General features: G+C 61.7%; 23 protein-coding genes and 1 pseudogene. 15 read left to right on the forward strand and 9 right to left on the reverse strand.

Features of this window, described 5'->3' with window-relative positions; genetic code table 11:
• Positions 1–14: 14 nt before the first annotated feature.
• The 4 genes from Q0O99_RS04140 to tsaD form a co-directional block, all read right to left on the reverse strand.
• Positions 15–1,757 (reverse strand): thiamine pyrophosphate-requiring protein, encoded by a 1,743-nt coding sequence (locus Q0O99_RS04140; protein WP_293748845.1) that lies wholly within the window; start codon positions 1,755–1,757, stop codon positions 15–17.
• A 9-nt stretch (positions 1,758–1,766) separates the two neighbouring features.
• On the reverse strand, positions 1,767–3,212 hold the full coding sequence (locus Q0O99_RS04145; protein WP_293748847.1) for an aldehyde dehydrogenase family protein: 1,446 nt from the start codon (positions 3,210–3,212) through the stop codon (positions 1,767–1,769).
• Positions 3,213–3,397: 185 nt separating this feature from the next.
• The gene (locus Q0O99_RS04150; protein WP_293748849.1) at positions 3,398–4,672 is read right to left on the reverse strand and encodes a branched-chain amino acid ABC transporter substrate-binding protein; all 1,275 of its coding nucleotides are present in this window, start codon (positions 4,670–4,672) and stop codon (positions 3,398–3,400) included.
• Positions 4,673–4,764: 92 nt separating this feature from the next.
• The gene (tsaD, locus tag Q0O99_RS04155) at positions 4,765–5,838 is read right to left on the reverse strand and encodes a tRNA (adenosine(37)-N6)-threonylcarbamoyltransferase complex transferase subunit TsaD (protein ID WP_293748850.1); all 1,074 of its coding nucleotides are present in this window, start codon (positions 5,836–5,838) and stop codon (positions 4,765–4,767) included.
• 88 nt (positions 5,839–5,926) lie between these two features.
• On the opposite strand from tsaD, the gene Q0O99_RS04160 reads away from it, so the two are divergent.
• The 3 genes from Q0O99_RS04160 to cobA are packed head-to-tail and all read left to right on the forward strand — an operon-like array spanning position 5,927 to position 8,344.
• A complete protein-coding gene (locus Q0O99_RS04160; RefSeq protein ID WP_293748852.1) occupies positions 5,927–6,616 on the forward strand; it encodes a substrate-binding domain-containing protein in 690 nt (229 codons plus the stop codon).
• A 52-nt stretch (positions 6,617–6,668) separates the two neighbouring features.
• Complete coding sequence (ybiB, locus tag Q0O99_RS04165) at positions 6,669–7,568, forward strand: DNA-binding protein YbiB (RefSeq protein ID WP_293748854.1); 900 nt, start codon at positions 6,669–6,671, stop codon at positions 7,566–7,568.
• Positions 7,565–8,344, forward strand: a complete 780-nt coding sequence (cobA, locus tag Q0O99_RS04170; RefSeq protein WP_293748856.1) for a uroporphyrinogen-III C-methyltransferase — start codon at positions 7,565–7,567, stop codon at positions 8,342–8,344. The genes ybiB and cobA overlap by 4 nt, the downstream gene beginning before the upstream one ends.
• A gap of 2 nt (positions 8,345–8,346) precedes the next feature.
• On the opposite strand, the gene Q0O99_RS04175 is transcribed toward cobA, so the two are convergent.
• Positions 8,347–8,676 carry a CcdB family protein gene (locus tag Q0O99_RS04175; RefSeq protein WP_293748858.1) on the reverse strand — a complete coding sequence of 110 codons (330 nt, stop codon included), beginning with the start codon at positions 8,674–8,676 and terminating at the stop codon, positions 8,347–8,349.
• Positions 8,677–8,686: 10 nt separating this feature from the next.
• Entirely contained in the window at positions 8,687–8,932 is a 246-nt protein-coding gene (locus tag Q0O99_RS04180) for a type II toxin-antitoxin system CcdA family antitoxin (protein WP_293748860.1), read from the reverse strand.
• A 79-nt stretch (positions 8,933–9,011) separates the two neighbouring features.
• Between Q0O99_RS04180 and Q0O99_RS04185 the strand changes: the two genes are divergently transcribed.
• The 3 genes from Q0O99_RS04185 (at position 9,012) to Q0O99_RS04195 (ending at position 11,179) form a co-directional block, all read left to right on the forward strand.
• Complete coding sequence (locus Q0O99_RS04185; RefSeq protein ID WP_293748862.1) at positions 9,012–10,232, forward strand: NAD(P)/FAD-dependent oxidoreductase; 1,221 nt, start codon at positions 9,012–9,014, stop codon at positions 10,230–10,232.
• Positions 10,233–10,406: 174 nt separating this feature from the next.
• On the forward strand, positions 10,407–10,619 hold the full coding sequence (gene rpsU, locus Q0O99_RS04190; RefSeq protein ID WP_019428257.1) for a 30S ribosomal protein S21: 213 nt from the start codon (positions 10,407–10,409) through the stop codon (positions 10,617–10,619).
• 113 nt (positions 10,620–10,732) lie between these two features.
• A complete protein-coding gene (locus Q0O99_RS04195; protein WP_293748871.1) occupies positions 10,733–11,179 on the forward strand; it encodes a GatB/YqeY domain-containing protein in 447 nt (148 codons plus the stop codon).
• Between the two features lie 8 nt (positions 11,180–11,187).
• Here Q0O99_RS04195 and Q0O99_RS04200 read toward each other — a convergent pair whose 3' ends face one another.
• Positions 11,188–12,126, reverse strand: coding sequence for a LysR family transcriptional regulator (locus Q0O99_RS04200; protein WP_293748873.1), 939 nt, complete (start codon positions 12,124–12,126; stop codon positions 11,188–11,190).
• A gap of 132 nt (positions 12,127–12,258) precedes the next feature.
• On the opposite strand from Q0O99_RS04200, the gene Q0O99_RS04205 reads away from it, so the two are divergent.
• Both Q0O99_RS04205 and Q0O99_RS04210 read left to right on the forward strand, forming a co-directional pair.
• Positions 12,259–13,239: a tripartite tricarboxylate transporter substrate binding protein gene (locus Q0O99_RS04205; protein WP_293748875.1), complete on the forward strand. Its 981-nt coding sequence runs from the start codon at positions 12,259–12,261 to the stop codon at positions 13,237–13,239.
• Positions 13,240–14,856, forward strand: coding sequence for a GMC family oxidoreductase (locus Q0O99_RS04210; protein ID WP_293748877.1), 1,617 nt, complete (start codon positions 13,240–13,242; stop codon positions 14,854–14,856).
• On the opposite strand, the gene Q0O99_RS04215 is transcribed toward Q0O99_RS04210, so the two are convergent.
• Positions 14,853–15,425 (reverse strand): MarR family winged helix-turn-helix transcriptional regulator, encoded by a 573-nt coding sequence (locus tag Q0O99_RS04215; RefSeq protein WP_293748879.1) that lies wholly within the window; start codon positions 15,423–15,425, stop codon positions 14,853–14,855. The genes Q0O99_RS04210 and Q0O99_RS04215 overlap by 4 nt on opposite strands.
• 81 nt (positions 15,426–15,506) lie before the next feature.
• On the opposite strand from Q0O99_RS04215, the gene Q0O99_RS04220 reads away from it, so the two are divergent.
• From Q0O99_RS04220 to Q0O99_RS04245, 6 genes are all read left to right on the forward strand, one after another.
• Positions 15,507–16,868, forward strand: coding sequence for an aminotransferase class III-fold pyridoxal phosphate-dependent enzyme (locus Q0O99_RS04220; RefSeq protein WP_293748881.1), 1,362 nt, complete (start codon positions 15,507–15,509; stop codon positions 16,866–16,868).
• 31 nt (positions 16,869–16,899) lie between these two features.
• Complete coding sequence (locus Q0O99_RS04225) at positions 16,900–17,856, forward strand: tripartite tricarboxylate transporter substrate binding protein (RefSeq protein WP_293748884.1); 957 nt, start codon at positions 16,900–16,902, stop codon at positions 17,854–17,856.
• Positions 17,857–17,858: 2 nt separating this feature from the next.
• Positions 17,859–18,347 carry a tripartite tricarboxylate transporter TctB family protein gene (locus tag Q0O99_RS04230; protein WP_293748886.1) on the forward strand — a complete coding sequence of 163 codons (489 nt, stop codon included), beginning with the start codon at positions 17,859–17,861 and terminating at the stop codon, positions 18,345–18,347.
• Positions 18,348–18,349: 2 nt separating this feature from the next.
• Positions 18,350–19,843: a tripartite tricarboxylate transporter permease gene (locus tag Q0O99_RS04235; protein WP_293748888.1), complete on the forward strand. Its 1,494-nt coding sequence runs from the start codon at positions 18,350–18,352 to the stop codon at positions 19,841–19,843.
• 8 nt (positions 19,844–19,851) lie between these two features.
• Entirely contained in the window at positions 19,852–20,976 is a 1,125-nt protein-coding gene (locus Q0O99_RS04240; RefSeq protein WP_293748890.1) for a class II histone deacetylase, read from the forward strand.
• A gap of 115 nt (positions 20,977–21,091) precedes the next feature.
• The gene (locus tag Q0O99_RS04245; RefSeq protein WP_293748892.1) at positions 21,092–22,171 is read left to right on the forward strand and encodes a P1 family peptidase; all 1,080 of its coding nucleotides are present in this window, start codon (positions 21,092–21,094) and stop codon (positions 22,169–22,171) included.
• Positions 22,172–22,211: 40 nt separating this feature from the next.
• On the opposite strand, the gene pmbA is transcribed toward Q0O99_RS04245, so the two are convergent.
• Entirely contained in the window at positions 22,212–23,714 is a 1,503-nt protein-coding gene (pmbA, locus tag Q0O99_RS04250; RefSeq protein ID WP_293748902.1) for a metalloprotease PmbA, read from the reverse strand.
• Positions 23,715–23,736: 22 nt separating this feature from the next.
• On the opposite strand from pmbA, the pseudogene Q0O99_RS04255 reads away from it, so the two are divergent.
• A pseudogene (locus Q0O99_RS04255) lies at positions 23,737–23,837 on the forward strand (ribosome biogenesis factor YjgA); the annotation flags it as partial.

Below are 23,837 nucleotides of genomic sequence, written 5' to 3' on the forward strand. Positions count from 1 at the left end.
TATCGGGGTGAAAATCAAATCTTGGCGACAGAAGTCACCAGCAAGGCGGCGCGGCCTTGGTCCAGCGCCTGCAGGCAACGGGCGATGGCCGCTGACAAGTCTTCGGCGCGGGTGACCCTTTCGCCATGCGCACCAAAGGCCTGGGCCACCTGTTCAAACTGGCGCTTGTCGCCCTTCAGGCGGGCCTGAAACTCGCCCGCTTGGGCCGCGGGCCCGTCGGGGTGCATGCGCAGCACAGCTTCCTTGACCGCTTGCCAGCCGCCGTTGTCCAGCACCACGGTGAAGATCGGCAGGCCTTGGGCTTGCGCCACCGCATAAACGGAAGTGGGGGTCGAAAAATGAAAGCCGCCATCGCCTTCGATGTGCACCACCCGGTCGCTGGGCCTGGCCAGCTTGACGCCCAGCGCCATGCCGGCGCTGTAGCCCAGGCCCCCGCCCGCACCCCCTAAGAAACTCATGGGGCGGGTGCGTGGGATTTGCTGCAACACCGCAGGCGAATTGCGGATGGCTTCGTTGATGACCACGTCGTCTGGACGCAGCTGCAGGCCGATTTGGGCGCAGACCCAAGCCGGGTTCAGGGCGTCTTCTATCCCCGGATTTTGTGCGGCGGCGGCCACACGTTCCAGCCGCTGCTGGCGCTGCGCAGGCCAGCGGGCCATGCGCTCAGCGACCTTCCGGTGAAAGGCCTCGTCGGCCAGCGACAGCACGGCCTGGTGCAGGTCGCGCAAGGCCTGCGCGCAGTCGGCAGGCCAGCGCACATCGCTGGCAAAACCCCAGGCCGGAAAGTCTTTCTTGATCGGGTCCACGTCGATGTGCACCCATCGGGTGTCTTCGCGGGGGCGGGTTTGGTGGGGCAGCCAGGGCACGTCGATGTCCAGCAACAAACCCCAATCGGTCTCGGGCAAAAGCGGCGTGGCGTCAAAGCCAAAAAAGCACGGCGATTCGCGCGAAATGCACAGCCAAGTGGGGCTGAATTCCACCACCCGAATGCCACACACTTCGGCCAAATCCTCCAGCGCCTGCACCGCCTCGGGCTTGCGACCTAAATAAGAAGTGATGACCAGCGGGTTCTCGGCCGCCATCAACTCGCGGGCAATTTGCAGCGTGGCTTCGGCAGGCAAGGCGCCCATGTGCACCGCGCCATAGCGGGCGGCGGGGTAAGACTTGACCTGCTCGGGTGCCCAAGTTTCAGCCAAGGTCTCGCGCGGCAGCGTCATGTACACCGGACCCGCAGGCTCGGTGTGCATCACGCTGTGGGCGCGGCGCATCACCTCTTTGGCCACCACGCCCGAGGGCAGGTTGTATTCCCACTTGACGTAGGGGCGCACCAGCGAGGCCATGTCGAACGGGTCTTGCACGTAGTGCACATAGTTGTCGCGGGCACCGGGCACTTCGCCATGCAGGGCATAAGGGGCCTTGCCCGCCATGAGCAGCACCGGCAAACGCGCCCGCATCAGGTTGTGCATGCCCATGGCCGCATTGGCGGTACCAGCATCCACATGCACCATGACGCCCTGCCCTTGCCCTGTGACGGCGGCGTAACCGCCCGCCATGTGGATGGCCACGTTTTCATGCGGGCACAGCACCACCTCGGGCATGGCCTGGCCCTCGGCTTGCAGGCGGGCCATCTCGTCGATCAGGGTCACATGGTCGGTGCCCAGGTTGGAAAACAGGTAACGGATGCCGGTCTCTTGCAGACCTTCCAAGAAGAAACGGGCGGTGGTGTGTGGCGTCTTGGGCGGAGTCGAATCGGTCATCGGCGAGGGTCAATCGTGGCAGGGCATGAACACATGCTTGGTTTCCATGAAATCGTTCAGGCCTTCCACGCCATGCAAACGGCCAAACCCGCTTTGCCGGTAGCCACCGGTCTCGATTTCGGCAAACAAGCGGTTGTGCGCGTTCACCCAGACATTGCCAAATTTGACACGCCGTGTGATTTGGCGAGCCGCCCGGTGGTCGGCGGTCCACACCGAAGCGGCCAGGCCGTAACGCGTCGCGTTGGCACGTTGCACGGCTTCCTCGTCTGAAGCGAAGGTCTCCAGGGTGATCATGGGGCCAAAAATTTCGTCCTGCACAAAATGGCTGCTCAGGTCTTGCGTGGCCACGAGCGAGGGCGTGATGAACGCACCCCCGCGGGGCGTGTCAGCCGGGACTTGGCCCGCCAACAGCACGCGGCAATCGGTCGCAGCCGCGCGCATCTCTTCCAGCAAACGGGCTTGGTTACGCTGGTCAATCAAGGGGCCCATGCCAGAGCTCGGCTGGTCGCCTGGCCCCACTTTGACCTGGGCCAAAGCCTGGGCCAGTTGCGCTGAGAATTCGGCGGCCAGCGATTCGTGCACCAGCACCCGGCTGATGGCGGTGCACATCTGCCCGGCCATGACGCAAGCGCCGCCCACAATGCCGCGCACAGCAGCGCTCATGTTGGCATCGGCACGCACAATGGCGGGTGCCTTGCCGCCCAACTCCAGCGACAAACGGGTCAGGTTTTTGGCAGTCGACAAGGCAATTTGTTGGCCCACATGGGTCGAGCCGGTGAAGCTGATGACATCGACTTCGGGGTGGGTGCACAGGTGCTGCGTGGCCACGATGTCCTGCTCAATGAAGGAGTTGATGACGCCTGCCGCAATGCGCTCGTCGGCCACCAGACAGGCCAACACTTGGGTGTGCACCAGCGCGGTCTGGTGCGCCGCCTTGATGACCACGGTGCAGCCTGCGGCCAGCGCCGGAGCCAAAGAGCGCACCAGCAAGGTCACAGGTGCGTTCCAGGGCACGATGATGGCGGCCACACCGATGGCTTCGCGCTCGATGTGCGAGTAAACATCGGGCTCCATCTCGATGACCCGGCCAAACAGGTTGCGCGCCAACCCGGCGTAGTAACGCAGCTCGGAAATGCCGGCCATGACTTCGCCCTCGGCCTCGCGCTGCAATTTGCCATTGAGCTGCACCAGCGTTTGCACCACTTGCGCCTTGTTATGCTCCAGGCGATCGGCGAACAAACGCAGCACGTCCGAGCGCAGCTTGGGTTGCTGCGCCCAAGTGGTGGATTCAAAGGCGGTGCGGGCGCTGGCGATGGCGGCGTCCACCTCTTGCACGCTGGCGGCTACAAATTGGGCCGCTTTTTCGCCTGTGGCCGGATTCAAGGAATCCCCGATGGCGTGAACGCCGCTGGGCTTGAGCCATTGGCCGTCGATGTAATTGTGTGCGATGTGCATGTCAGGGGGTGCTGGGATGGTGCTGGCGGGTCTTGAACAGAACACGGCAAACCCAAGGCGGGAGCGCCAACGCCAGATGCTTAGCAAGTTAAGTAAATCAGGCCTTTATGCTAGCTGCTGTGACGCCATCGGCCATTGGGTCAAACCCTGCGTCAGGGTCATTGAAAAAAGGCCGGAAAAATCCCTCAGGACCCTGGCCGCACCATCTGGCAGGTGCTGGGCAGGCGGGCCTGCTCAGCCTTGATTTGGCGCACCGCTTTGAAACCGTAACCCGAGCCTTCTGCGTCAAAAGGCACACCCGGTGTGCCCTGGCGGGCCATCACGCCCACGACCAGTGGCTGTTGAAACTGGTGGTCTTGTGCCCGCATGCTGCCGGATTGCCCAGCGATGGTGATGCGGGCTTTTTCCAGCTGCAAGGCCACCGCCACCGGATCGGTGCCCCCGGCTTTTTCCACCGCCTGTGCCAAAGCCTCGATCATGAGTTGCATGCGCAGGTGCACATAGTCCTCGGAAGGCTTGGGAAAGCGCTGGCGGAACGACTTGTAAAACTGCGCACTGGCCTCGCCCGGCACATTGGGCAACCAGTCAGCCACCGCAATCACACGCCCCAAACCGGCCTCGCCGATGGCGGCAGGCGCGCCCAAGGCGTTGCCATAAAAGGTGTAGAACTTGCCTTCGTAACCCGCTTCGCGCGCGGCCTTGACCAAGAGCGTCAGGTCATTGCCCCAGTTGCCCGTGATCACAGCCTGTGCACCGCTGGCCTTGATCTTGGCAGCGTAGGGCAAGAAGTCTTTGACGCGGCCCATGGGGTGCAGCTCGTCGCCCACGATCTGAACATCCGGGCGCTGCGCGCCCAACTGCCGCCGGGCCTCGCGCAAAACGGCCTGACCAAAGCTGTAGTCCTGACCGATCAAATAGGCCGACTTGACGTTTTGGTCTTCGCGCAAGACCTGCATGAGCGCTGCCATGCGCATGTCGGCATGGGCATCGAAACGGAAATGCCAGAAACTGCATTTCTCGTTGGTCAAGGCCGGGTCGACTGCCGAGTAATTCAGAAAAAGCACGCGCCGGTTGGGCTCGCGTTCGTTGTGCTTGTTGATGGCGTCGATCAGGGCCGCCGCATTGGCCGACGAATTGCCTTGCAACACGACCTGTGCGCCGTCGTCGATGGCCGATTTGAGGGCCGACAAAGCCTCTTCACTTTGCCCTTTGCTGTCGTGGCGAGTCAACAGCATGGGTCGAATGCCTTGAGCGGTGGGGACGCCACCGCGGGCATTGACCCGCTCGACCGCCCAGGCGATGTTGCGCACCACCGATTCACCCGTGTTGGCAAAGGGGCCGCTCAGGCCCTCGATCAGCGCCAGACGAATGGGCGCAGGAGAGGCATGGGCAGGCGCCCAACACAAGGCAAAAGCCAAACTCACCCAAGTGCGTCGAGAAAAAAGAAACAGTGAAACCATAAACAGAGTGACGCCAGGCCGTGACCCATCGCGCGCTAGCAAAGGGCCGGAGTTTAACCAGCCCAGGCACACACCCTCGGGTTAACCCGCATTCAAACGGGGCTTACACAGGGAACTCTAACGGGGCTAAGTTCCTGCAAGGGCCAGCGCGGTTTGACGTCAAAGCTGTAAAGCGCTTGGGCGGTTTGCACCCCGGCTTGCAAACGCATGGCCGCGGCCATGGCGATCATGGCGCCGTTGTCGGTGCACAGGTGCAACTCGGGGTAATGCACCCGCACTTGGGCTTTGGCGCAAGCCGCATTGAGCTGGGCGCGCAGCTCGCGGTTGGCCCCCACGCCACCGGCCACCACCAAGCGCTTCATGCCAAAGGCCTTGAGCGCGGTCGTCGATTTTTTGACCAGCACTTCGACAATCGCAGCCTGGGTCGATGCGGCCAGGTCGGCCCGCTCGGGCGCGCCCTCAGTGCGGGCAGCAGGGCCAATTTTCTGGCTTTGGGTCAGCACCGCTGTTTTGAGGCCCGCAAAAGAAAAGTCCAGATCCCCGCTGTGCATCAACGGGCGCGGCAGCTTGTAAGCGGCTGGGTTGCCCTGCTCGGCCAGACGCGACAGGCCCGGGCCACCCGGGTAGGGCAGGCCCATGAGCTTGGCCGATTTATCAAAGGCTTCGCCCGCGGCGTCGTCGATGGTTTCGCCCAGCAATTCATAGCGGCCCACGCCGTCCACCCGCATCAACTGCGTGTGGCCCCCCGACACCAACAAGGCGATGAAGGGGAATTCGGGCGGGTCGGCGCTCAAAAATGGCGAGAGCAGATGGCCCTCCAAGTGGTGCACACCCAGCACCGGCTTGCCCAGGGCTGCGGCCAAAGCACAGGCCACGCCCGAGCCCACCAGCAAAGCCCCGGCCAGTCCTGGCCCCCGGGTGTAGGCCAGCACGTCAATCTCGGCCAAAGTGGCCCCGGCCTCGGCCAGCACCTGGCGCGTGAGCGGCAACACCCGGCGGATGTGGTCGCGGCTGGCCAACTCGGGCACCACACCCCCATAGGCCTGGTGCATTTCGATCTGGCTGAACAGCGCGTGCGACAACAGGCGCGGCATGGCACTGCCCGTGGTCTCCACCAAGGCCACGCCTGTTTCGTCGCAAGAAGATTCGATTCCCAAAATTCTCATGACCGCGAGTTTAAGCGGCGCACGGGTGCGGGCCAGGCCTTTGGCCATAATCCAATGGCCAACGAAGCCTCTTTTCAAAGCCCCCACCATGACCACACTGCGACTGATTTCTTCCATGGCCACCAAGCCTTTGCTGGCCGATCTGACGGCGCTGTACAAGGCGCAAGCGCCTGACGTTCAGGTGCTGATCGAGTCGGTCGGCGGCGTCGATGCCGCCAAGCGCGTGCAAGCCGGTGAAGCCTTTGACGGCGTGGTGCTGGCCAGCGACGCCATCGACAAACTTGTCGGCAGCGGCCATGTGTTGGCAGGCAGCCGCGCCGACCTGGTGCGCTCGGGCGTGGCGGTGGCCGTGCCTGCGGGCCAACCCGTGCCCGACATTTCGACCGAAGCCATGCTCCAAGCCGCTGTTCTGGCCGCGCCCACGCTGGGCTATTCCACGGGCCCAAGCGGCGTGCAATTGGCCAAACAGTTCGAGGCCTGGGGCATCGCCGAAAAAATCAAGGACCGCCTCGTTCAAGCCAAACCCGGCGTGCCGGTGGGCTCGCTGGTGGCGCAAGGCGAAGTGGCGCTGGGCTTTCAGCAGCTGAGCGAAATGTTGGGCGTGCCGGGCATCACCATCGTGGGCGGACTGCCCCCGTCGGTCGAGATCATCACCACCTTTTCGGGCTCGGTGGCGGCGTCTTGCGCCCAGCCTGATGCCATGCGTGCGCTGCTGGCCTTCTGGCAGTCGCCTGCCTGTGATGCGCTCAAGCGGCAGCACGGCATGGCACCGGCCTGAGCGCCATACACATATAACGAAAAGTTATCTGGTATCCCGCACAATCGCCGGCATGGGAATCGGCCACTACATCAAGGACATTGGACGCGGCAAAGACGGCGCGCGTGCGCTTGGCCGCGCGCAAGCGGCCGACCTGATGGGGCTGATCCTGGACCAGCAAGTGAGCGACCTGGAGCTGGGCGCGTTTTGCATCGCCATGCGCATCAAGGGTGAGACTGCTGAGGAGATGGCCGGTTTTCTGGACGCCACCCATGCGCGACTGAACAAGGTCCGTAACGGCCAAGCGCCCACCGTGGTGCTCCCCAGTTACAACGGCGCGCGCAAACTGCCGGTGCTCACGCCCTTGTTGGCCCTGCTGCTGGCGCGCGAAGGCGTGGCGGTGGTCCTGCATGGCACGGCCACCGAAGACAAGCGCGTGAGCAGCCAAGCGGTGCTGGCCGAGTTGGGCATGGCCGCTTCTGGCCAATCACCGCAAGCGAAAGCCGGTGAAGTGGTTTTTGTGCCCACGGATGCGCTAAACGCCGGGCTTGAACGCCTGCTTTCCGTTCGCCGCGTGGTGGGCCTGCGCAACCCCGGGCACAGCTTGGTCAAGCTCATGAACCCCTGCGATGGACCCGCGCTGGTGGTGAGCAGCTACACCCACCCTGAATATTTGTTGTCAATGTCGGCCACCTTTGCCCTGACCGGTCAGCACGCCCTGCTGCTGCGCGGCACCGAAGGCGAAAGCGTGGCCGATGCCCGGCGCACGCCTGCGATGGATCTTTTCAAAGACAGGCAAACACGGCGCGTGCAGGCCCCACAAGAAGGCGCGCTGTGGCAAGTGCCCGACCTGCCTGGCCCGGATGCTGCGGCCACGGCGGCTTACATCCAACATGTTTTGCGCGATAAATTGCCCGTGCCCCAGGCGATTGCACTGCAAGTCCAACACATCCTGCACGAGGTCAAGCCATGAACACCCCCAGCACGGGCCGTTGCACCTTGGTCGGCGCAGGCCCCGGCGACCCGGAGTTGCTGACCCTCAAAGCGGTGAAAGCCATTGCCAGCGCCACGGTGCTGCTGGTGGACGACCTGGTCAACGACGCCGTGCTCGAGCACGCCTCGCCCAGCGCCCGCATCGTGCATGTGGGCAAGCGCGGTAGCTGCCAGAGCACGCCACAGGCCTTCATTGACAAACTGATGATCACCGCCGTGCAAGAAGGCGAGCAGGTGGTGCGCCTCAAAGGCGGCGACCCGTTCATCTTTGGTCGGGGCGGTGAAGAAGTTGAGCACCTGCGCGCCGCAGGCATCGACGTCGAGGTGGTCAACGGCATCACCTCGGGCCTGGCCGGCATGAGCAGTCTGGGGGCGCCGCTGACCCACCGCGAGCATGCGCACGGCGTGGTGTTTGTGACCGGTCATGCCAAACCCGGCGACGGCGGGACCGATTGGTCACAGCTGGCCGCCACCGCTCGGCAGGCCAAATTGACGCTGGTCATTTACATGGGCGTGAGCAGCCTGGAACACATCAGGGCTGGTTTGTTGCAAGGCCTGCCCGCACACACGCCCGTGGCCATCGTGCAGCATGTCAGCCTGCCCCAGCAGCGTGAAGCCCTGACGACGCTCGGTGAGGTGGTGGGCACCCTGGCACGCGAAGGCCTGCAAAGCCCGAGCATCATCGTGGTGGGTGATGTGGTGCAGGGTGCACGGGCTTGGGCCTCGCAGCCCAACGCCTCGCAAAAAGTGGCCTGATTTCAGCCCCAGCTGCGCGTGAGCAGCTCATCGAGGGCATCGGCGATCAACTGCCCTTGATCGGCCAGATTGCCCACAAACTGGCCCAACTGCTCGCTGGCCACAGACACCATGTCCAGCGGATGCAGCACCAAGGTCTGCCCCTTGATTTTGAACACTGGGTTCATGCGCGTGCCTGCCACTTTGCCCCCGGCGGGTAAGGCCGAGCGCAGCACCAGCGGGACCACAACCCTTCGACGGTAGCCGTCAAACAGCGAAGACTGCACCAAGACCACCATGGGCACGGTGGCACGCATGGCGCCTGGGTTCAGGTGAACGTCGTATTGCGGCATCGCTCGAGTTTCAGAGCGTGGAGTGCTCATCGGCGTAAGAGCCAGCGGCATCGTGCAGCGTGTTCCAGTCCGTCACAGCCCGCTGGGCTTGCTCGCGGTGCTGCTGGCGAGACTGGCGCTCAGCCACCACATACGCCTGCAGCATTTCTTCGACCTTGGCAGAAAGGTTGCCGCAATAAGCGCGGGACTCCTGCACCAGCGCTTCGCTGAGAGAGAGGTTGACTGGTTTTTTAGCGTTAGATTCAAAAGTTGACATGGCGTACGCCTTCGTTGCAGAGGATTCTATGCGCATTACATGCGCATGAACAACACTTTACCAAGCTACACTCTCCCGCATGAACCAATGGGATGCTGTGATCGTGGGTGCTGGGGCTGCCGGCTTGTTTTGTGCAGGCGTGGCAGGCCAGCGTGGCCTCAAGGTGCTGGTGCTGGACCACAGCGAGAAGATCGCCGAAAAGATCCGCATCTCGGGCGGTGGGCGCTGCAACTTCACCAATCGATTGCTCGACGCCAGCGCCCCACAAAAACATTTCATCAGCCAGAACCCCCATTTTTGCCGCTCGGCCCTGTCGCGCTACACCCCGCAAGACTTCATCGATCTGGTGCAAAAGCACGGCATCGCTTTCCATGAAAAGCACAAGGGCCAGCTGTTTTGCGATCACTCGGCTGAAGACATTATCCGCATGCTGCTGGCCGAATGCGAAGCGGGTGGCGTGACCCTGAAAATGGGTTGCAGCGTGCAAGCTGTTCGTCACTTGGCCGATGGCGGCTACGAACTCGACACAACACAAGGCCCAATCCATACCAGGTCCTTGGTGGTGGCCACGGGTGGCTTGTCCATCCCCAAAATCGGGGCCACAGGCTGGGGCTACGAAGTGGCCACGCAGTTTGGCCTGCGCCTGGTGGAGCGCCGCGCCGGCCTGGTGCCTTTGACTTTTGACGGTGCCGCCTGGACGCCTTATGCCCAGCTGGCGGGTCTGGCTTTGCCCGTGGGCATCAGCACAGGCGAGAAGAAAACCCGCATGCATTTTGACGAGGACTTGCTGTTCACCCACCGGGGTTTGTCAGGCCCGGGCGTGCTGCAAATATCCAGTTATTGGCAAGAAGGCACACCGATTCGCCTGAACCTGGCACCGGACTTGAATCTGCCCGAACGCCTGCAAGGGGCCAAATTGCGCTCCAAAAAATTGCTGGGCAACGAGCTGGCCACCTGGGTGCCCAGCCGCTTGGCCGAGGCCTGGGTCAGCCAGGACCCCGACTTGCAACGCACATCGGCCGACGTACCCGACAAAGCCTTGAACAAACTGGCGCAAGCGCTGTCCGACTGGACGCTCACGCCCAGCGGCAGCGAAGGCTATAAAAAAGCCGAAGTGACCTTGGGCGGCGTGGACACGCGAGACCTGTCTTCGCAAACCATGGAGTCCAGGCAACCTGGCCTGTACTTCATTGGCGAAGTGGTGGATGTGACGGGCTGGCTGGGTGGGTACAACTTCCAATGGGCCTGGGCCAGCGGCCAGGCGTGCGCCACAACACTGCCCAACCAGCCAGGCACTTAACACCGCACCAGTGGGGGCTGAACCACTGGATTTCATGGCTATAATCTCAGGCTTTGTTGGCAAACCCCCGTCTGCCAAATACTAGTTCATGACGGGGAACCGCCGAAACTGGCTTTCAAGGGCCCGATCTCCCTTGCTTGCGCAGCCGGCACATTTTTTGGAAACTTTGATTCAATGACCACCATCCGCGTGAAAGAAAACGAGCCGTTCGACGTTGCCCTGCGTCGCTTCAAGCGCACCATCGAAAAACTCGGCCTGCTGACCGACCTGCGTGCCCGCGAGTTCTACGAAAAGCCCACCACTGAGCGCAAGCGCAAGAAGTCGGCTGCCGTCAAGCGCCACTACAAGCGTGTGCGCAGCATGCAGCTGCCCAAGAAGATGTATTGATCTTCTAATTTGTACGACCTGCCCAGGTCTGCAAACAAGCCCGCTGGAGGACGCTCAGGCGGGCTTTGTTGTTTGTGATTTCCTTTTATAAATTTCCATGCTTGGAGCCTCTCATGAGCCTGAAAGAACAGATCACCGAAGACATGAAAACCGCCATGCGCGCCAAAGACGCTGAGCGTCTGGGCACCATCCGCTTGCTGCTGTCGGCCTTGAAGCAAAAAGAAGTGGACGAGCGGATCGAGCTGGACGACGTGGCCGTGGTGGCCATCGTGGACAAACTCATCAAGCAGCGCAAAGACTCGATCGCCGCCTTTGAGCAAGCTGCCCGCCAAGACTTGGCCGACAAGGAAAAGGCCGAAATAGCTGTTTTGGTGGGCTACCTGCCAGCCCGCATGTCGGCCGAAGAAGTCACTGCGGCCGTGCAGGCCATCGTGTCCGAATTAGGCGCTAAGGGCCCAGGCGACATGGGCAAGGTGATGGGCGCCGTTAAAACCCAACTGGCAGGCAAGGCCGATATGGGTCAGGTGTCCGCTGCGGTGAAGGCGACGCTGGCGGGCTGACCCGCAATTCAGTTGGCCAGGCTGCGGGCGCTGTCTCTCAGGCAGCCCATGAAGATGCTTTGCTGCGTTTTCAGTCGCTCCTCGCGCAACCGAAAACAGCACATCGGCCCAGTGAGCAGCTGGGCGGGTGCACGCAGTGCTTGCACCTGCGCAGTGACTTCAAACTGCTTGGCCTGCTGATGGGCAATGGCCCACAGCATCGGGGTTTGACCGATCAGACTGAGGGCGAGCAAGGAGGAGTCGGTTTGCACATCCGGCCCCTGCCCCAAGCGATCGCCGTGGCGGTGGACCGACAGCATGCGGTCAATTTTGGGACGCAATGGGGTGTGGGGTGGCGGCAGCACCCAGGCCTCTTGTGCCAGATCCACCCATGAGAGTTTCTTTTTTTTGTGCAACCGGTGATCCAACCCAGCCAAGATGGTGCTGTGCTCCTCGTACAAGGGCGTGACCTCCACCAGGTTCAAATCGACACGCAATTCGGCGTGCGCCAACATGAGGTCAAGGCGGCCATCCAGCAATTGCTCATAAAGCACCTCCAGCGGCAGCATCTGGGTGATGAGCAGCACCTCTGGCAAGATCTCACGCGAACGCGCCATGGCCCGGGCCAAGACCTCCGGCGAAAACGCAGCCAACACGCCAACACGCATCTCCGCGCTGACACCACCGGACAAGCCCAGCAAGTCCTCCTCGGCCAGATCGATCTCGGCCAGCACGCGGTGAGCGTGCTGAATGAGGCTCAAACCCGCCACAGTGGGCACCATGCGTTTGGTGGTGCGCTGAAACAAAATCACCTGCAACTGGTCCTCCAGCTGCGCAAGCGCCCTTGAGGCAGCCGGTTGGGTGGAGTGCAGGATGTCTGCACACCGACTCAGGTTGAGCTCGCGTCCCAGAACGCTCACCAAGCGCAATTGCTTGAGCGTCAGCACCCGTTGTAAATTCAATGCCATGACCAATCATATCCGTTCAGGTATGAATCGAGCGGCATTATTCATTTGTCACGCCACAAGGGACTTTGAATAATGGCCAGCAGTCAAACACGGTTTTGACGTCAACCTAAACCATCCAGGAGACCATTCACCATGCCAACCCTTCCGGTTTCTCGACGTGCGGCTCACACTTTCTTGGCCAGCCTGATGCTGCTGCTGTCCTGTGCCGCCATGGCACAAAACTACCCGAGCAAAGCCATCCGCATGGTCGTTCCTTGGCCCCCTGGCACGCCTGCCGATGTGTCCGGCCGCATGGTGGCCGAAAAAATGAGCAGCGCTTTGGGCCAACCCATCGTGGTGGACAACAAGCCCGGGGCTGCGGGCACCATTGGCATGGCCGATGCATTGCGCCAGCCTGCCGATGGACACACCCTTTATCTGCTGTCCTCGGCGTCCCTGGTGGCACCGCTGCTGTTTCCGGCGCAGTCCATCCAGTTCAGCCAACTTGAACCGGTGGGTCACATGGCCTGGAGTTACAACGTGCTGGTGGCCCCGATCTCCAGCGCGCTGAAAGGTCCCGCAGACATTGTTCAAACGGCCAAGGCCAAACCTGGCACTTTGAGTTTTGCTTCCGGGGGCAATGGCACACCCGCGCATCTGGCCGGCGAACTGTTCAAGCAACAAACCGGGACCATGACCACCCATGTGCCCTACAACCAGTTTGGCATGGCCATTGGAGACCTGATTGCCGACCGCACCAACTTCATGTTTTTGACGGCCTCAGCCGCCATCCCGCAAATACAAGGCGGCAAACTCAAGGCCATGGCCGTCACGGGTGCCAAACGCTTGCCTGCACTCAAAGAGGTGCCCACCATGGCCGAGCAAGGCTTTGCTGACTTCGTGCTGCGTTCCTTCGACGGCATGATGGTCAAGGCCGGGACCCCCAAGGAAGTGGTGGAGCGCCTGAACACCGAACTGAACAAAGCCTTGAATCTGCCCGAGGTGCGCGAACGCCTGGGGGCCTTGGCTCTGGAGACCGAGCCCATGAGCGGCGGCCAATTTGGTGCCGTCATTGCCTCTGAAACCGAAAAGTGGCAACGCATCGGACGCGCTGCCCAGATCAAGGCCGATTGAATGAGCACCACGGCCACCTCGTGCGACATCCTCATTGTCGGGGCGGGCTCGGCTGGCTGCACCCTGGCTGCCCGGCTGAGCGAAGACCCGAACCTGCAGGTCACCTTGATCGAAGCCGGCACGCACTCCAAATACCCATGGCTGAGCATTCCCATCGGCTATTTCAAAACCGTTGGCAACCCGGCACACGATTGGCAATTTGAAACACAACCCGAGGCCGGCATGGCCGATCGGCGCTTGCCCTGGCCCCGGGGCAAGGGTCCGGGGGGCTCCAGCCTGATCAACGGCATGCTGTATTTGCGCGGCCACCAACAGGACTATGATCGTTGGCAAGACTTGGGCAACCCGGGCTGGTCCTGGGCCGATGTGCTGCCCTATTTCCAGCGCGCCATGAACACCGACCGTCCCCATCCCGGTGATGGCCAAGAGGGGCCTTTGTGGGTTTCCGAAGTGCCCCATGATCCGTTGTCCGATGCGTTTGTTGCGGCCGCTGCGCAATGCGGCATCCCGCCGACGACCGACTTCAATGGCGGTGACAACTCGGGTGCGGGCTACTTTCGCATGAACACGCGCCACGGCCAACGCATGAGCACCGAGCGGGCTTATTTGCGGCGCGCCATGCAACGCCCCAACTTGCAGGTCATCAGCGGTGCGCAGGTCACCCGCATCCTGACACAGGGCACACGGGCACAAGGCGTGACCTGGATTCAAAACGGGCACAGCTACAGCCTGCATGCCCGGCATGAAGTGGTGCTTTGCGCAGGCGCCATCCAGTCACCGCAACTCTTGCAGCTGTCCGGCATGGGCCCAAGCGCCTTGCTGGCCAAGCACCAAATTGCACCGGTCGTCGATTTGCCGGGCGTGGGCGAAAACTTGCAAGACCATTTGCAGGTGCGCCCGTCCTTTCGCTGCGAAGGGGTGGAGACCCTGAACGATGTGGCCAACAGCCGTTGGCGCAGTGCCCGCGACTTTTTGCGTTACCAACTCACCCGCACGGGGTCTCTGGCCACCGGGGTTTACCGGGCTGGCGCGTTTTTGTCAGTGGACAATGCCCAGCAGCCCCACTGGCCCAATGTGCAGATCCATTTCGGTCTGGTCAGCTTTGACCGCCCCCACCAACCGCCTCATCCCTTTCCGGGCATCACCCTGTCGGCCTGCATTTTGCGGCCCGAAAGTCGGGGGCGTATCCAGCTTCGCAGCGCAGACCCCCTGGCCGCACCCGAGATTCAGGCCCGTTACCTGAGCGCCGAAAACGACCAGCGCCTGGCCGTGCAGATGGTGCGCAAAATGCGCGAAATCGCCAGCCAGTCAGCGCTGTCCGACATCATCGTGCAAGAGCATGAACCCGGCGCAACAAGCCAAAGTGATGCCGATCTGCTCGATTGGGTGCGCCGCCGCGCGGGCAGTATTTTTCACCCGGTGGGCACCTGCGCCATGGGCCCAGAGAATGACCCGATGGCGGTGGTCGATGCCCGGCTGCGGGTGCACGGTGTGCAAGGTCTGCGTGTGGTGGATGGCGCGGTCATGCCGCGCATCGTTTCAGGCAACACCAACGCGCCCATCATCATGCTGGCCGAAAAAGCCGCTGACCTGATCCGCGCCGACCTGCGGGCTTAATCGGCCAGGGGCGTTGATTTCCAGCGAGCGCGGCTGCCCCCCAGTCTCCGCCCAGCGGCACCTTCGGGCTTGTGCCTTTGCGCCACGGCCAATGCGCGCGCGCGCAGCACATGCATAGCCCGGGCCAGGGCCTCACGTTCTTCGGTGCTCAGGTCTTGCATGACCTCGTTGTGCACCTGAACCACGCGGGGAAAGATTTGCCGGTACAACTGCATGCCGGCCTCTGTCAGAAGGACCCTCGCTTTGCGGCCGTCCCCGGGCACGGGCTGGCGGTCCACCAGACCCTTGACCATCAGGCCGCGCAAGGTTTTGGAGGCTTGCGATCGGTCCACCGTGGTGCGGGCTGCCAAGTCCGAAGGTGACATGCCCCCGAGTTCGGCCAACATCGCCGCAAACTGCCACTCCTCTCGGGTGATGCCGTACTCGTTTTCGCAAATGCGGGTCACCAATGAACCGCTGATGCCCAGGAACTCGTGCAGCTGAAAATTGAGCAGATCGAAGATCGACTGCGGATTTTCAAAATGGGGCAGCGAATCAGGCGTCGCCAAGGATGCCTTCGGAAAATCCATGTTTGCAACAACCTGTCTACGGGAAAGACCTGAGGATAATGGATTTTTTCCATTACCCCCTTGGTGCCTATGCTCGGGGGCATGAACCACAACAGCATCGACATCCGCAGCGCCAACGCGCAGCACATGTACCACCCCATGATCGACCCCAAGGCGGTGCAAGCTTCACCGCCCCTGATCATTGACAGGGGCGAAGGCGTCTACGTGTACGACATCGACGGCCATCGTTATCTTGACACGGTGGCTTCACTTTGGAACGTGAATGTCGGGCACAACCGCCCCGAGGTCATCAACGCCATCAAGGCCCAGCTGGACAAGCTGGCTTACTACTCCACTTTTCAAAACACCTCCAACCCGCCCGCCATCGAACTGTCGGCGCGGCTGATGCGCATGTTCGCACCAGAAAAAATGAACAAGGTGTTCTTTTCCTCCGGTGGCTCAGACGCGGTGGAAACCGCGCTCAAGCTGGCGCGCCAATACTGGAAGCTGAACGGCCAGCCCGATCGTCACCAGTTCATCTCGCTCAAGTGGGGCTACCACGGCGTGCACTTTGGCGGCGCGTCCATCAATGGCAACCCGATGTTTCGCAGCGCCTACGAGCCCCTGCTGCCCGGCTGCCACTTGGCCGAAACGCCCTACACCTACCGCAATCCCTGGAACGAAACCGACCCGGCCAAGCTTTCTCAGCTGTGCCTGGACCAATTGGCCCAGCTGATCGAGCAAGTTGGGGCGCACAACATCGCTGCCTTGGTGGCCGAGCCGGTGCAAGGCGCAGGCGGCGTGATCGTGCCGCACGAGAGCTACTGGCCGGGCCTGCGTCAACTGCTCGACCAGCACGGCATCTTGCTGATCAGCGACGAGATCGTGACCGGCTTTGGCCGCATTGGCGCCATGTGCGGTGCGCGCGCATGGGGCGTGGCCCCCGACATCATGGCCATGGCCAAGGGCATCAATTCGGGTTATGTGCCTTTGGGTGCCACGCTCATCAACGAACGCGTGGCCAGCGCTTGGAATCAGCCCGGCGTGCCCGCTGCGCTGATGCACGGCTACACCTATTCAGGCCATGCGCTGGCGTGCGCTGCGGCCAACGCGAATCTGGACATCGTGGCCAGCGAAGACCTGCCCGGCAACGTCAGCCGCGTGGGGGCTTACATGCAAGACAAGTTGCAAGAGTTGATGCATTACGCCCATGTGGGTGAAGTCCGCGGCAAAGGCATGATGGCCGCCGTGGAGCTGGTGACCGACAAGGCCAGCAAAGCCATGCTCATGCCGCCCTCGCCTTACATCCAGACGTTGGTGGGCACGGCCCGCCACGCGGGTGCCATCATCCGCGTGCAAGGCAACCGCCTTATCCTATCGCCGCCCCTGGTCTTTACGCGCCAGGATGTGGACGAGACCCTGCGCATCTTGCACATCGCGTTCTCTGCCGCAGAAAAAGTTTGATTTCACTTCACCCCACCATCAGGAGACTCACATGAACCACCGCATCCGTTTGATCACCCTTGCCGCCCTGGCCGCTGCTGCTGCCCTGCCCGCCATGGCACAAGACAAATGGCCCAGCAAGCCCATTGAGATAATCTACCCTTACCCACCGGGCAACGACATGGACGTGGTGACCCGCCTGGTCGCAGAGGGCATGAGCAAGCGCCTGGGCGTTCCGGTGCAGGTGATCAACAAGCCCGGCGGCGGCGGCGTGGTGGGCTTCGCCGAGATGACCCGCGCCAAACCCGATGGCTACACCATCGGCACCTGGACGCCTGGCCCGGGCATCTCACAAATCATTGCGGGCAACACGCCCTACAAAATCAGCGACTACCAGTCGGTGGGCGGCATGCTGATCAACGACTTCGTGCTGGCTGCGCGTGGCGACATTCCGGCCACCAACCTCAAGGAGTTCGCCGCCTGGGCCAAGAAAAGCGGCAAGCCCGTGGTGATTGGCAGCTATGCACCCGCCGCCGTGCCAGCGCTGATCGCCGCCAAGATTGCCAAGAAAGACGGCTGGGCCTACAAAGTCGTGGCCTTCCCCAACCCCAGCGCCAAAGAACTGGTCGCCGGGGACGCCGATCTGACCACGGCGGGGGCCGAAGGTGCCATCTCCTACGCCAAGGCTGGGCAAATCAAGATCCTGTCGGCCTGGGGGCCGCAACGTAACCCGGTGTTTCCAAGTGCGGCCACACCCACCGAAGAAGGCTATGGTGACCTGTACACCTGGGGCGGTATGGCCGCACCCGTGGGCGTGCCCAAGGACATCATCAACAAGCTTTCCAGCGTGATGATGGAGTCTCTCAAAGACAAGGCCGTGCAAGACCAGTTCAAGAAAGCGGGCATTCCCCCCTTCCCAATGACCGCCGACCAGATGAGCAAACGTGTGACTGAAGACGCCAAGTGGATTGGCGAACTGATGACCGAACTGGGCATGACCAAGAAGTGACGATGCAACCCGAGTCAAGCCTTCGCGGTTGGTCCTGGGACCGGGTGTTTTTGCTGGTGCTGGCCCTGCTGGCGGGGGGCCTGGCGCTGGCCAGCCGATCACTCATCGTGCCTTACCCTCAAGCAGTGGCATGGTTCGAATCGGCGGCATTTTTTCCGTTGCTGGCCCTGGGGTTGATGGCCCTGGCGGGTGTGGTGGAGGTCTTCCATCGCCGACGCGCCATCGAACTCAAAGACTCTGATGAACTCAACTCCAGCCAGGCCCGCATGGGTCTGGCCTGGGCCATGCTGGGTCTGTTTGGCCTTTACATGCTGGCCGTGCCCTGGCTGGGTTACCTGAGCAGCACTTTGCTCTTTCTGGTGACCAGCAGCCTGGTGCTGGGCTTTGCCTGGCGCACCACTTGGGCGCTGAGCCTGCCCTTGGCGCTGGCCATGTGGTGGGTGTTTTCGAAACTTCTCAAAGTCCACTTCGGACACGGCTGGTTGATCTGAGCATGGAATTTTTTGAAAGCTTGTCGCAGGGTTTTGCGGCGCTGGGCACCTGGCCAATCGTGCTGTCCCTGTTGCTGGGCTCGGCTTTGGGCATTGTGGTGGGCGTGCTGCCCGGTGTGGGGCCGGGTGTGTCGATTGCCGTGCTGCTGCCCTTCACTTACGGCATGGCACCGCTGGCGGGCATTTCTTTGCTGCTGGGGGTCTACTGCGGCGCCTTTTACGGCGGCGCGGTCACGTCCATCCTGATCCGAACGCCGGGCGAGGCCTCGTCCATCATGACCATGTTTGACGGCTACCCCATGGCCCGCAACGGTCAAGCGCAAAGGGCCTTGTCGCTGGCCTTCATGTCGGCTTTCATTGGCGGCATTGTGAGCGCCTTGCTGCTCGGCCTGGCGGCCCGACCGCTGGCGGGTTTTGCCGCCAAATTTGGCGCACCCGAAACCGTGATGGCCATCTTGTTGGCCAGCCTGTGTGTGGGCAAAGCCTATCAGCGCCAGTTTGCCTCGGCCATGATGATGATGTGCTTCGGGTTCTTCCTGGCCACCGTGGGCATCGACCCCAACTCCAACGAGCAACGCTACACGCTGGGCATCCCCGCCTTGCTCAGCGGCATCCCTTTGGTGCCGGTGGCGGTGGGCATGTTCGGCATGGCGCAGGCTTTGGTCATGGTCAGCTCGCCGGTGCCCACGTTTGATTCTTCTCTGATTGGCCGTGCAGGTGTCTCCTGGCGGGCCTTTCTGGAGCCTTTCAAGTACCCTAAAACCCTGGCCAAAGGCCTGTTCCTGGGCTCGGCCATCGGGGTCTTGCCCGCTGTGGGTGCGGCCCTGTCCACCTCATTGGCTTACTTTTGGGCGCAACGCGGGGCCAAAGACCCCACACCTTTTGGCGAAGGCAACCCCGAGGGCATTGTGGCCGCCGAGAGCGCCAACAACTCCAACTCGGGCGGCGCCATGATCACGGTGCTGGCGCTGGGCATTCCGGGCGATGTCATCACCGCTATCATCATGGGGGTGTTTGTGGTGCACGGCATTGTGCCGGGCCCGTCGCTGTTCATGGACCGTCCCGAAATCATCAACGGCGTGCTGTCGGCCTTGTTTGTCATCAACGTGGTCATCTTGATTTTGCTCGTGTTGTGCGTCAAACCCCTGGCCCGTCTGGCTTATGTGAACCCACGCATTCTGGGCCTGGCCATTTTGGCGCTGTGCTTTGTGGGGGCCTACTCGGCGGCCAACTCCATGTATTTCGTGCTGATTGCCATCGTGTTCGGCGTCTTCGGACTGGTGTGTGCGCGGGCCAATATCCCCACCATTCCGCTCATTTTGGGCATGGTCATGGGCGACACACTGGAGTCAGCCCTGCGCCAGGCGCTGGGTCGCAGCGACGGCTCCCTGATGCCCTTCATCGAACGCCCGATTGCAGCGAGCATCCTGGCCGTCATGGTTCTGATGCTGGTCTGGCCCTGGCTTTCCCGCGTGTTGATCAAAAGCAAAGAATGAAAAACCTAATGAATACGACCACCGCCTATGTAACCGACGAAATCTGTTTCTGGCACGACCCGGGCAACTACGCCCTGATGCTCAAACCCGGCGGCTTTGTGGAGCCCTACAACCGCCACATCGAAAACGCCGACCCCAAGCGGCGCCTGCACAACTTGCTGCAAACCAGCGGCATGATGTCGCAGCTCCAGGTGATGCCAGCGCGGGACGCCCAAGTGCACGAACTCACCCGTCTGCACAGCGCCGATTACGTCAGCAAAGTCCAAGCCATTGCCCATCAAGGCGGCGGCGACACCGGCATTGGCGCGCCCATTTCGTCCAACGGCTGGGACGCGGCCAGACGTTCCGCAGGTTGCGCCCTGAGCGCCGTCGATGCCGTGATGCACGGCCAGGCCCAAACCGCTTACGCCCTGACCCGACCGCCCGGCCACCACGCAGAACCTGAGCAAGGCATGGGTTTTTGCGTCTTTGCCAATGCCGCTTTGGCTGCAGTCCATGCCATCGAAGTCCATGGTTTGCAGCGTGTGGCCATCGTCGACTGGGATGTGCACTTTGGCAACGGCACCCAAAAATGCTTTGAAAACCGAAGCGATGTGCTGACCATTTCGGTGCACCAACAGGCAGGCTATTTGTTTGTCAAAGGCGAAGCCGACGAACTGGGTACAGGCCAAGGACTGGGCTACAACCTCAACCTCCCCTTGCCACCCGGTTGCGGCTTCGGTGCTTACCGCGAGGCCTTTGAACAAGTCGTTTTGCCCGCTCTGGAGGCTTATCGACCCGAGTTGATCATCGTCGCTTGTGGCTACGATGCCGGGCGTTTTGACCCATTGGGCCGCATGCTGCTCGATGGCGTCGCGTTCAGGTGGATGACCGATGCGGTCATGGATGTGGCGCGCCGCCATGCCCAAGGTCGTTTGGTCATGACCCACGAAGGGGGCTACTGCCCTGTGTCTGTTCCTTTTTGGGGCCTTGCCGTGCTGGAGCAATTGTCTGGCCACAAAACTGAAGCGCCCTGCCCTTTCACGCCCCAGCACGATCAAATGCCAGCGCAAAAATTACAAGACCATCAACGCGACTTAACGCGGCAATGGGCCTCGCATTTTGAAGACGTCAGGCAACGCCACTGGCGATAATGCCCATCAATTGCCGGTCAAACCGGTCCAGACCCATAGCACAGGAAATCTAACTTTGAATGCTCTTCGTCCATCTCCACGAGAATGCGGTCTTGCGTTTTCTGGCACCCCTGGCGTGACCAATTCCATCGTCGATGTGGCCGATGTGTCGGTGGGCTATTGGGACCACGACGGTTTGAATGCAGAGGGCCGACCTTTTCGCACGGGTGTGACTGCCATCTTGCCTATGGGAGATTCACCCCTGTTGATGTCTTGTCCAGCTGCCATTCATTCGCAGAACGGCAATGGCGAAATGACCGGCAGCCATTGGATCAAAGACAGTGGACGCCTGAACAGCCCTGTGTTGATCACCAACACCCACGCTGTAGGGGCGGCACATGAGGCCGCAGTGAGCTGGATGGCTGAACGCTACAAAGACCTGTTTGAAAATGATCATTTTTGGGCCATGCCCGTGGTCGCCGAAACCTACGACGGCTTTACCAATGATATTTTGGCCCTGCTGGTTCGCCCTGAGCATGCCCGGCTTGCACTGGAACAAGCGTGGGCTTGCGCACAACGGGCACACCAACTGGGCAAAAGCCCCATTGCGCAGGGCAATTGCGGGGGCGGGATGGGCATGCAAACCTTTGGCTTCAAGGGCGGCAGTGGATCGAGCTCCAGAACCATCCAACTGGAGGGCCTGCAAGGCACCCTGGGTGTTTTTGTTCAATCCAATTTTGGGGGCCGAAGCCAATTTTGCTGGCGCGGCCAACCCTTGGGTCGGCTGTGGCCTCAGCCTTCGCCATTTTCCCAAGGCATGGCCGAAACGGGCTCACTGATCACCATCGTCGCCACCGACTTGCCTTTAGACGCCAAACAACTGGCGTTGGTGGCTGGGCGTGTGCCCATGGGGGTCGCCTTGTTGGGCGGCAGCGCGGGGAATTATTCGGGCGAAATCACCTTGGCCTTTTCAACCGCCAATGCCCGTGAGGCCCGAGGCGTGAGGCGGCCCGGACCACTCGTCCACCCAGTCCAGGCATTGGACGAATCGGCAATGGACCCCGTGTATGAGGCCACCATTCAAGCCACCGAAGAGGCCATCATGAACGCGCTTTTTGCAGCGCAATCCATGCCGACGCACAAGCCACATGGCACACTGCATGCCCTGGACAGCAACCTGTTCATGGCGATGATGCGTGAGGCTCGGCCCAGCTGAAACCTGTATCAATCACAGCTTCAAAAACGTGACCTGAAACTCAGCTGCCCGCCACCTTCATGCGGTTGACCAAGATGGAGCCGGTGGATTTGGCGCCCATGTTGTAGGCATCCGAGCCCACCGCTTCGATGCCCATCAGCATGTCCTTCAGGTTGCCCGCAATGGTGATCTCATGCACCGGGTAGGCAATCTGGCCGTTCTCCACCCAAAATCCGCTGGCCCCGCGTGAATAGTCGCCCGTCACGTAGTTCACGCCCTGGCCCATCAATTCGGTCACGAACAGGCCGGTGCCCAACTTTTGGATCATGGCATCGAGGTCGTCACTTGCTTGGGTCAGGCGAGACGTTAGCGCCAAGTTGTGCGAACCACCCGAGTTGCCGGTGGTCTTCATGCCCAACTTTCGGGCCGAATAGCTGGAGAGGAAGTAGCCCTCCACCCGTCCGCCTTTGACCACTTTGCGGCGCACCGAGCGCACGCCTTCGTCGTCAAATGGCGAGCTGCCTTTGCCGCGCATCACAAACGGGTCTTCTTCGATGTCGATGTGCTTGGGAAACACTTTTTTGCCCAAGGAATCCATCAAAAAACTGCTTTTGCGGTACAGCGCGCTGCCGCTGACGGCCTGTACAAACCCGCCCAACAAGCCCGCCGCCACGGGCGACTCAAACAGCACCGGGCATTCGGTGGTGGCGATTTTGCGTGCCCCCAGGCGCGACAAGGCACGTTCTGCGGCGTAGCGGCCAACCGCCTCGACCGAGGCGAGTTCGTCGGCCGAGCGCATCGAGGTGTACCAAGCGTCGCGCTGCATTTCGGCGTTGCGCCCCGGCAGCTTTGCAATCGGGGCCACCGACACGCTGTGGCGCGAGCTGGCATAACCGCCCCTGAAGCCGTGCGTGTGGGCGCTGAAGAAATGGCTTTGCTGGGCCGACACGGCAGCGCCGTCGCTGTTGGTGATGCGGCGGCTGGTTTTGAGGGCGGCGGCTTCGCATTGCAAGGCGATGCGGGCGGCTTCTTCGCTGTTGATGGACCATGGGTGAAACAGGTCCAAGTCGCGGTGATTCGGTTCGATGTCCGCCGCGTCCGGCAAACCGGCCGTGGGGTCTTCGGCCGTGAAGCGGGCGATGTCGAAAGCGGCCTGCACCGTGCGCTCGATCGCGGCTTTGGAAAAGTCGGAGGTGCTGGCATTGCCCCGGCGGTGCTTCACATAGACCGTCACACCCAGCGATTTGTCGCGGTTGCGCTCCACGTTTTCCAGCTCGCCTTTGCGCACACTGACCGACAGTCCGCAACCCTCTGAAGCTTCAGCACCCGCATTGGTGGCCCCCAGTTTTTTGGCGTGGTGCAGGGCGATGTCGACCAACCCCTCAAAATGGTCACGCGAGTAGCTGAAGCCGTCGTGGGCGTGTGCATGGGAGGCGGGGGCAGGGGCGTTTTTTTTCACGGCGCTTTTCACAGAAATATTCACGACGAGGGTCTCGAAAAAAATGGCGGGCGCCAGGCCCGCAGTGGCCGCTATGATACTTGCCACCCAGCCCCAGCGCTGCATCTGAAAACGAGTTCCCCCCTTCATGTCCCGTAAACCCACAAAAGGCTATTTCGTCCGCGGTCAGTTTGTTGCCGAAGGCAGCGAGTTGGACCTGGAGTTCAAGCGCGAACTCAAATTCGGACT

This window comes from Limnohabitans sp. Rim8, from assembly GCF_945901735.1.
Classification (GTDB): Bacteria; Pseudomonadota; Gammaproteobacteria; order Burkholderiales; family Burkholderiaceae_C; genus Limnohabitans_A.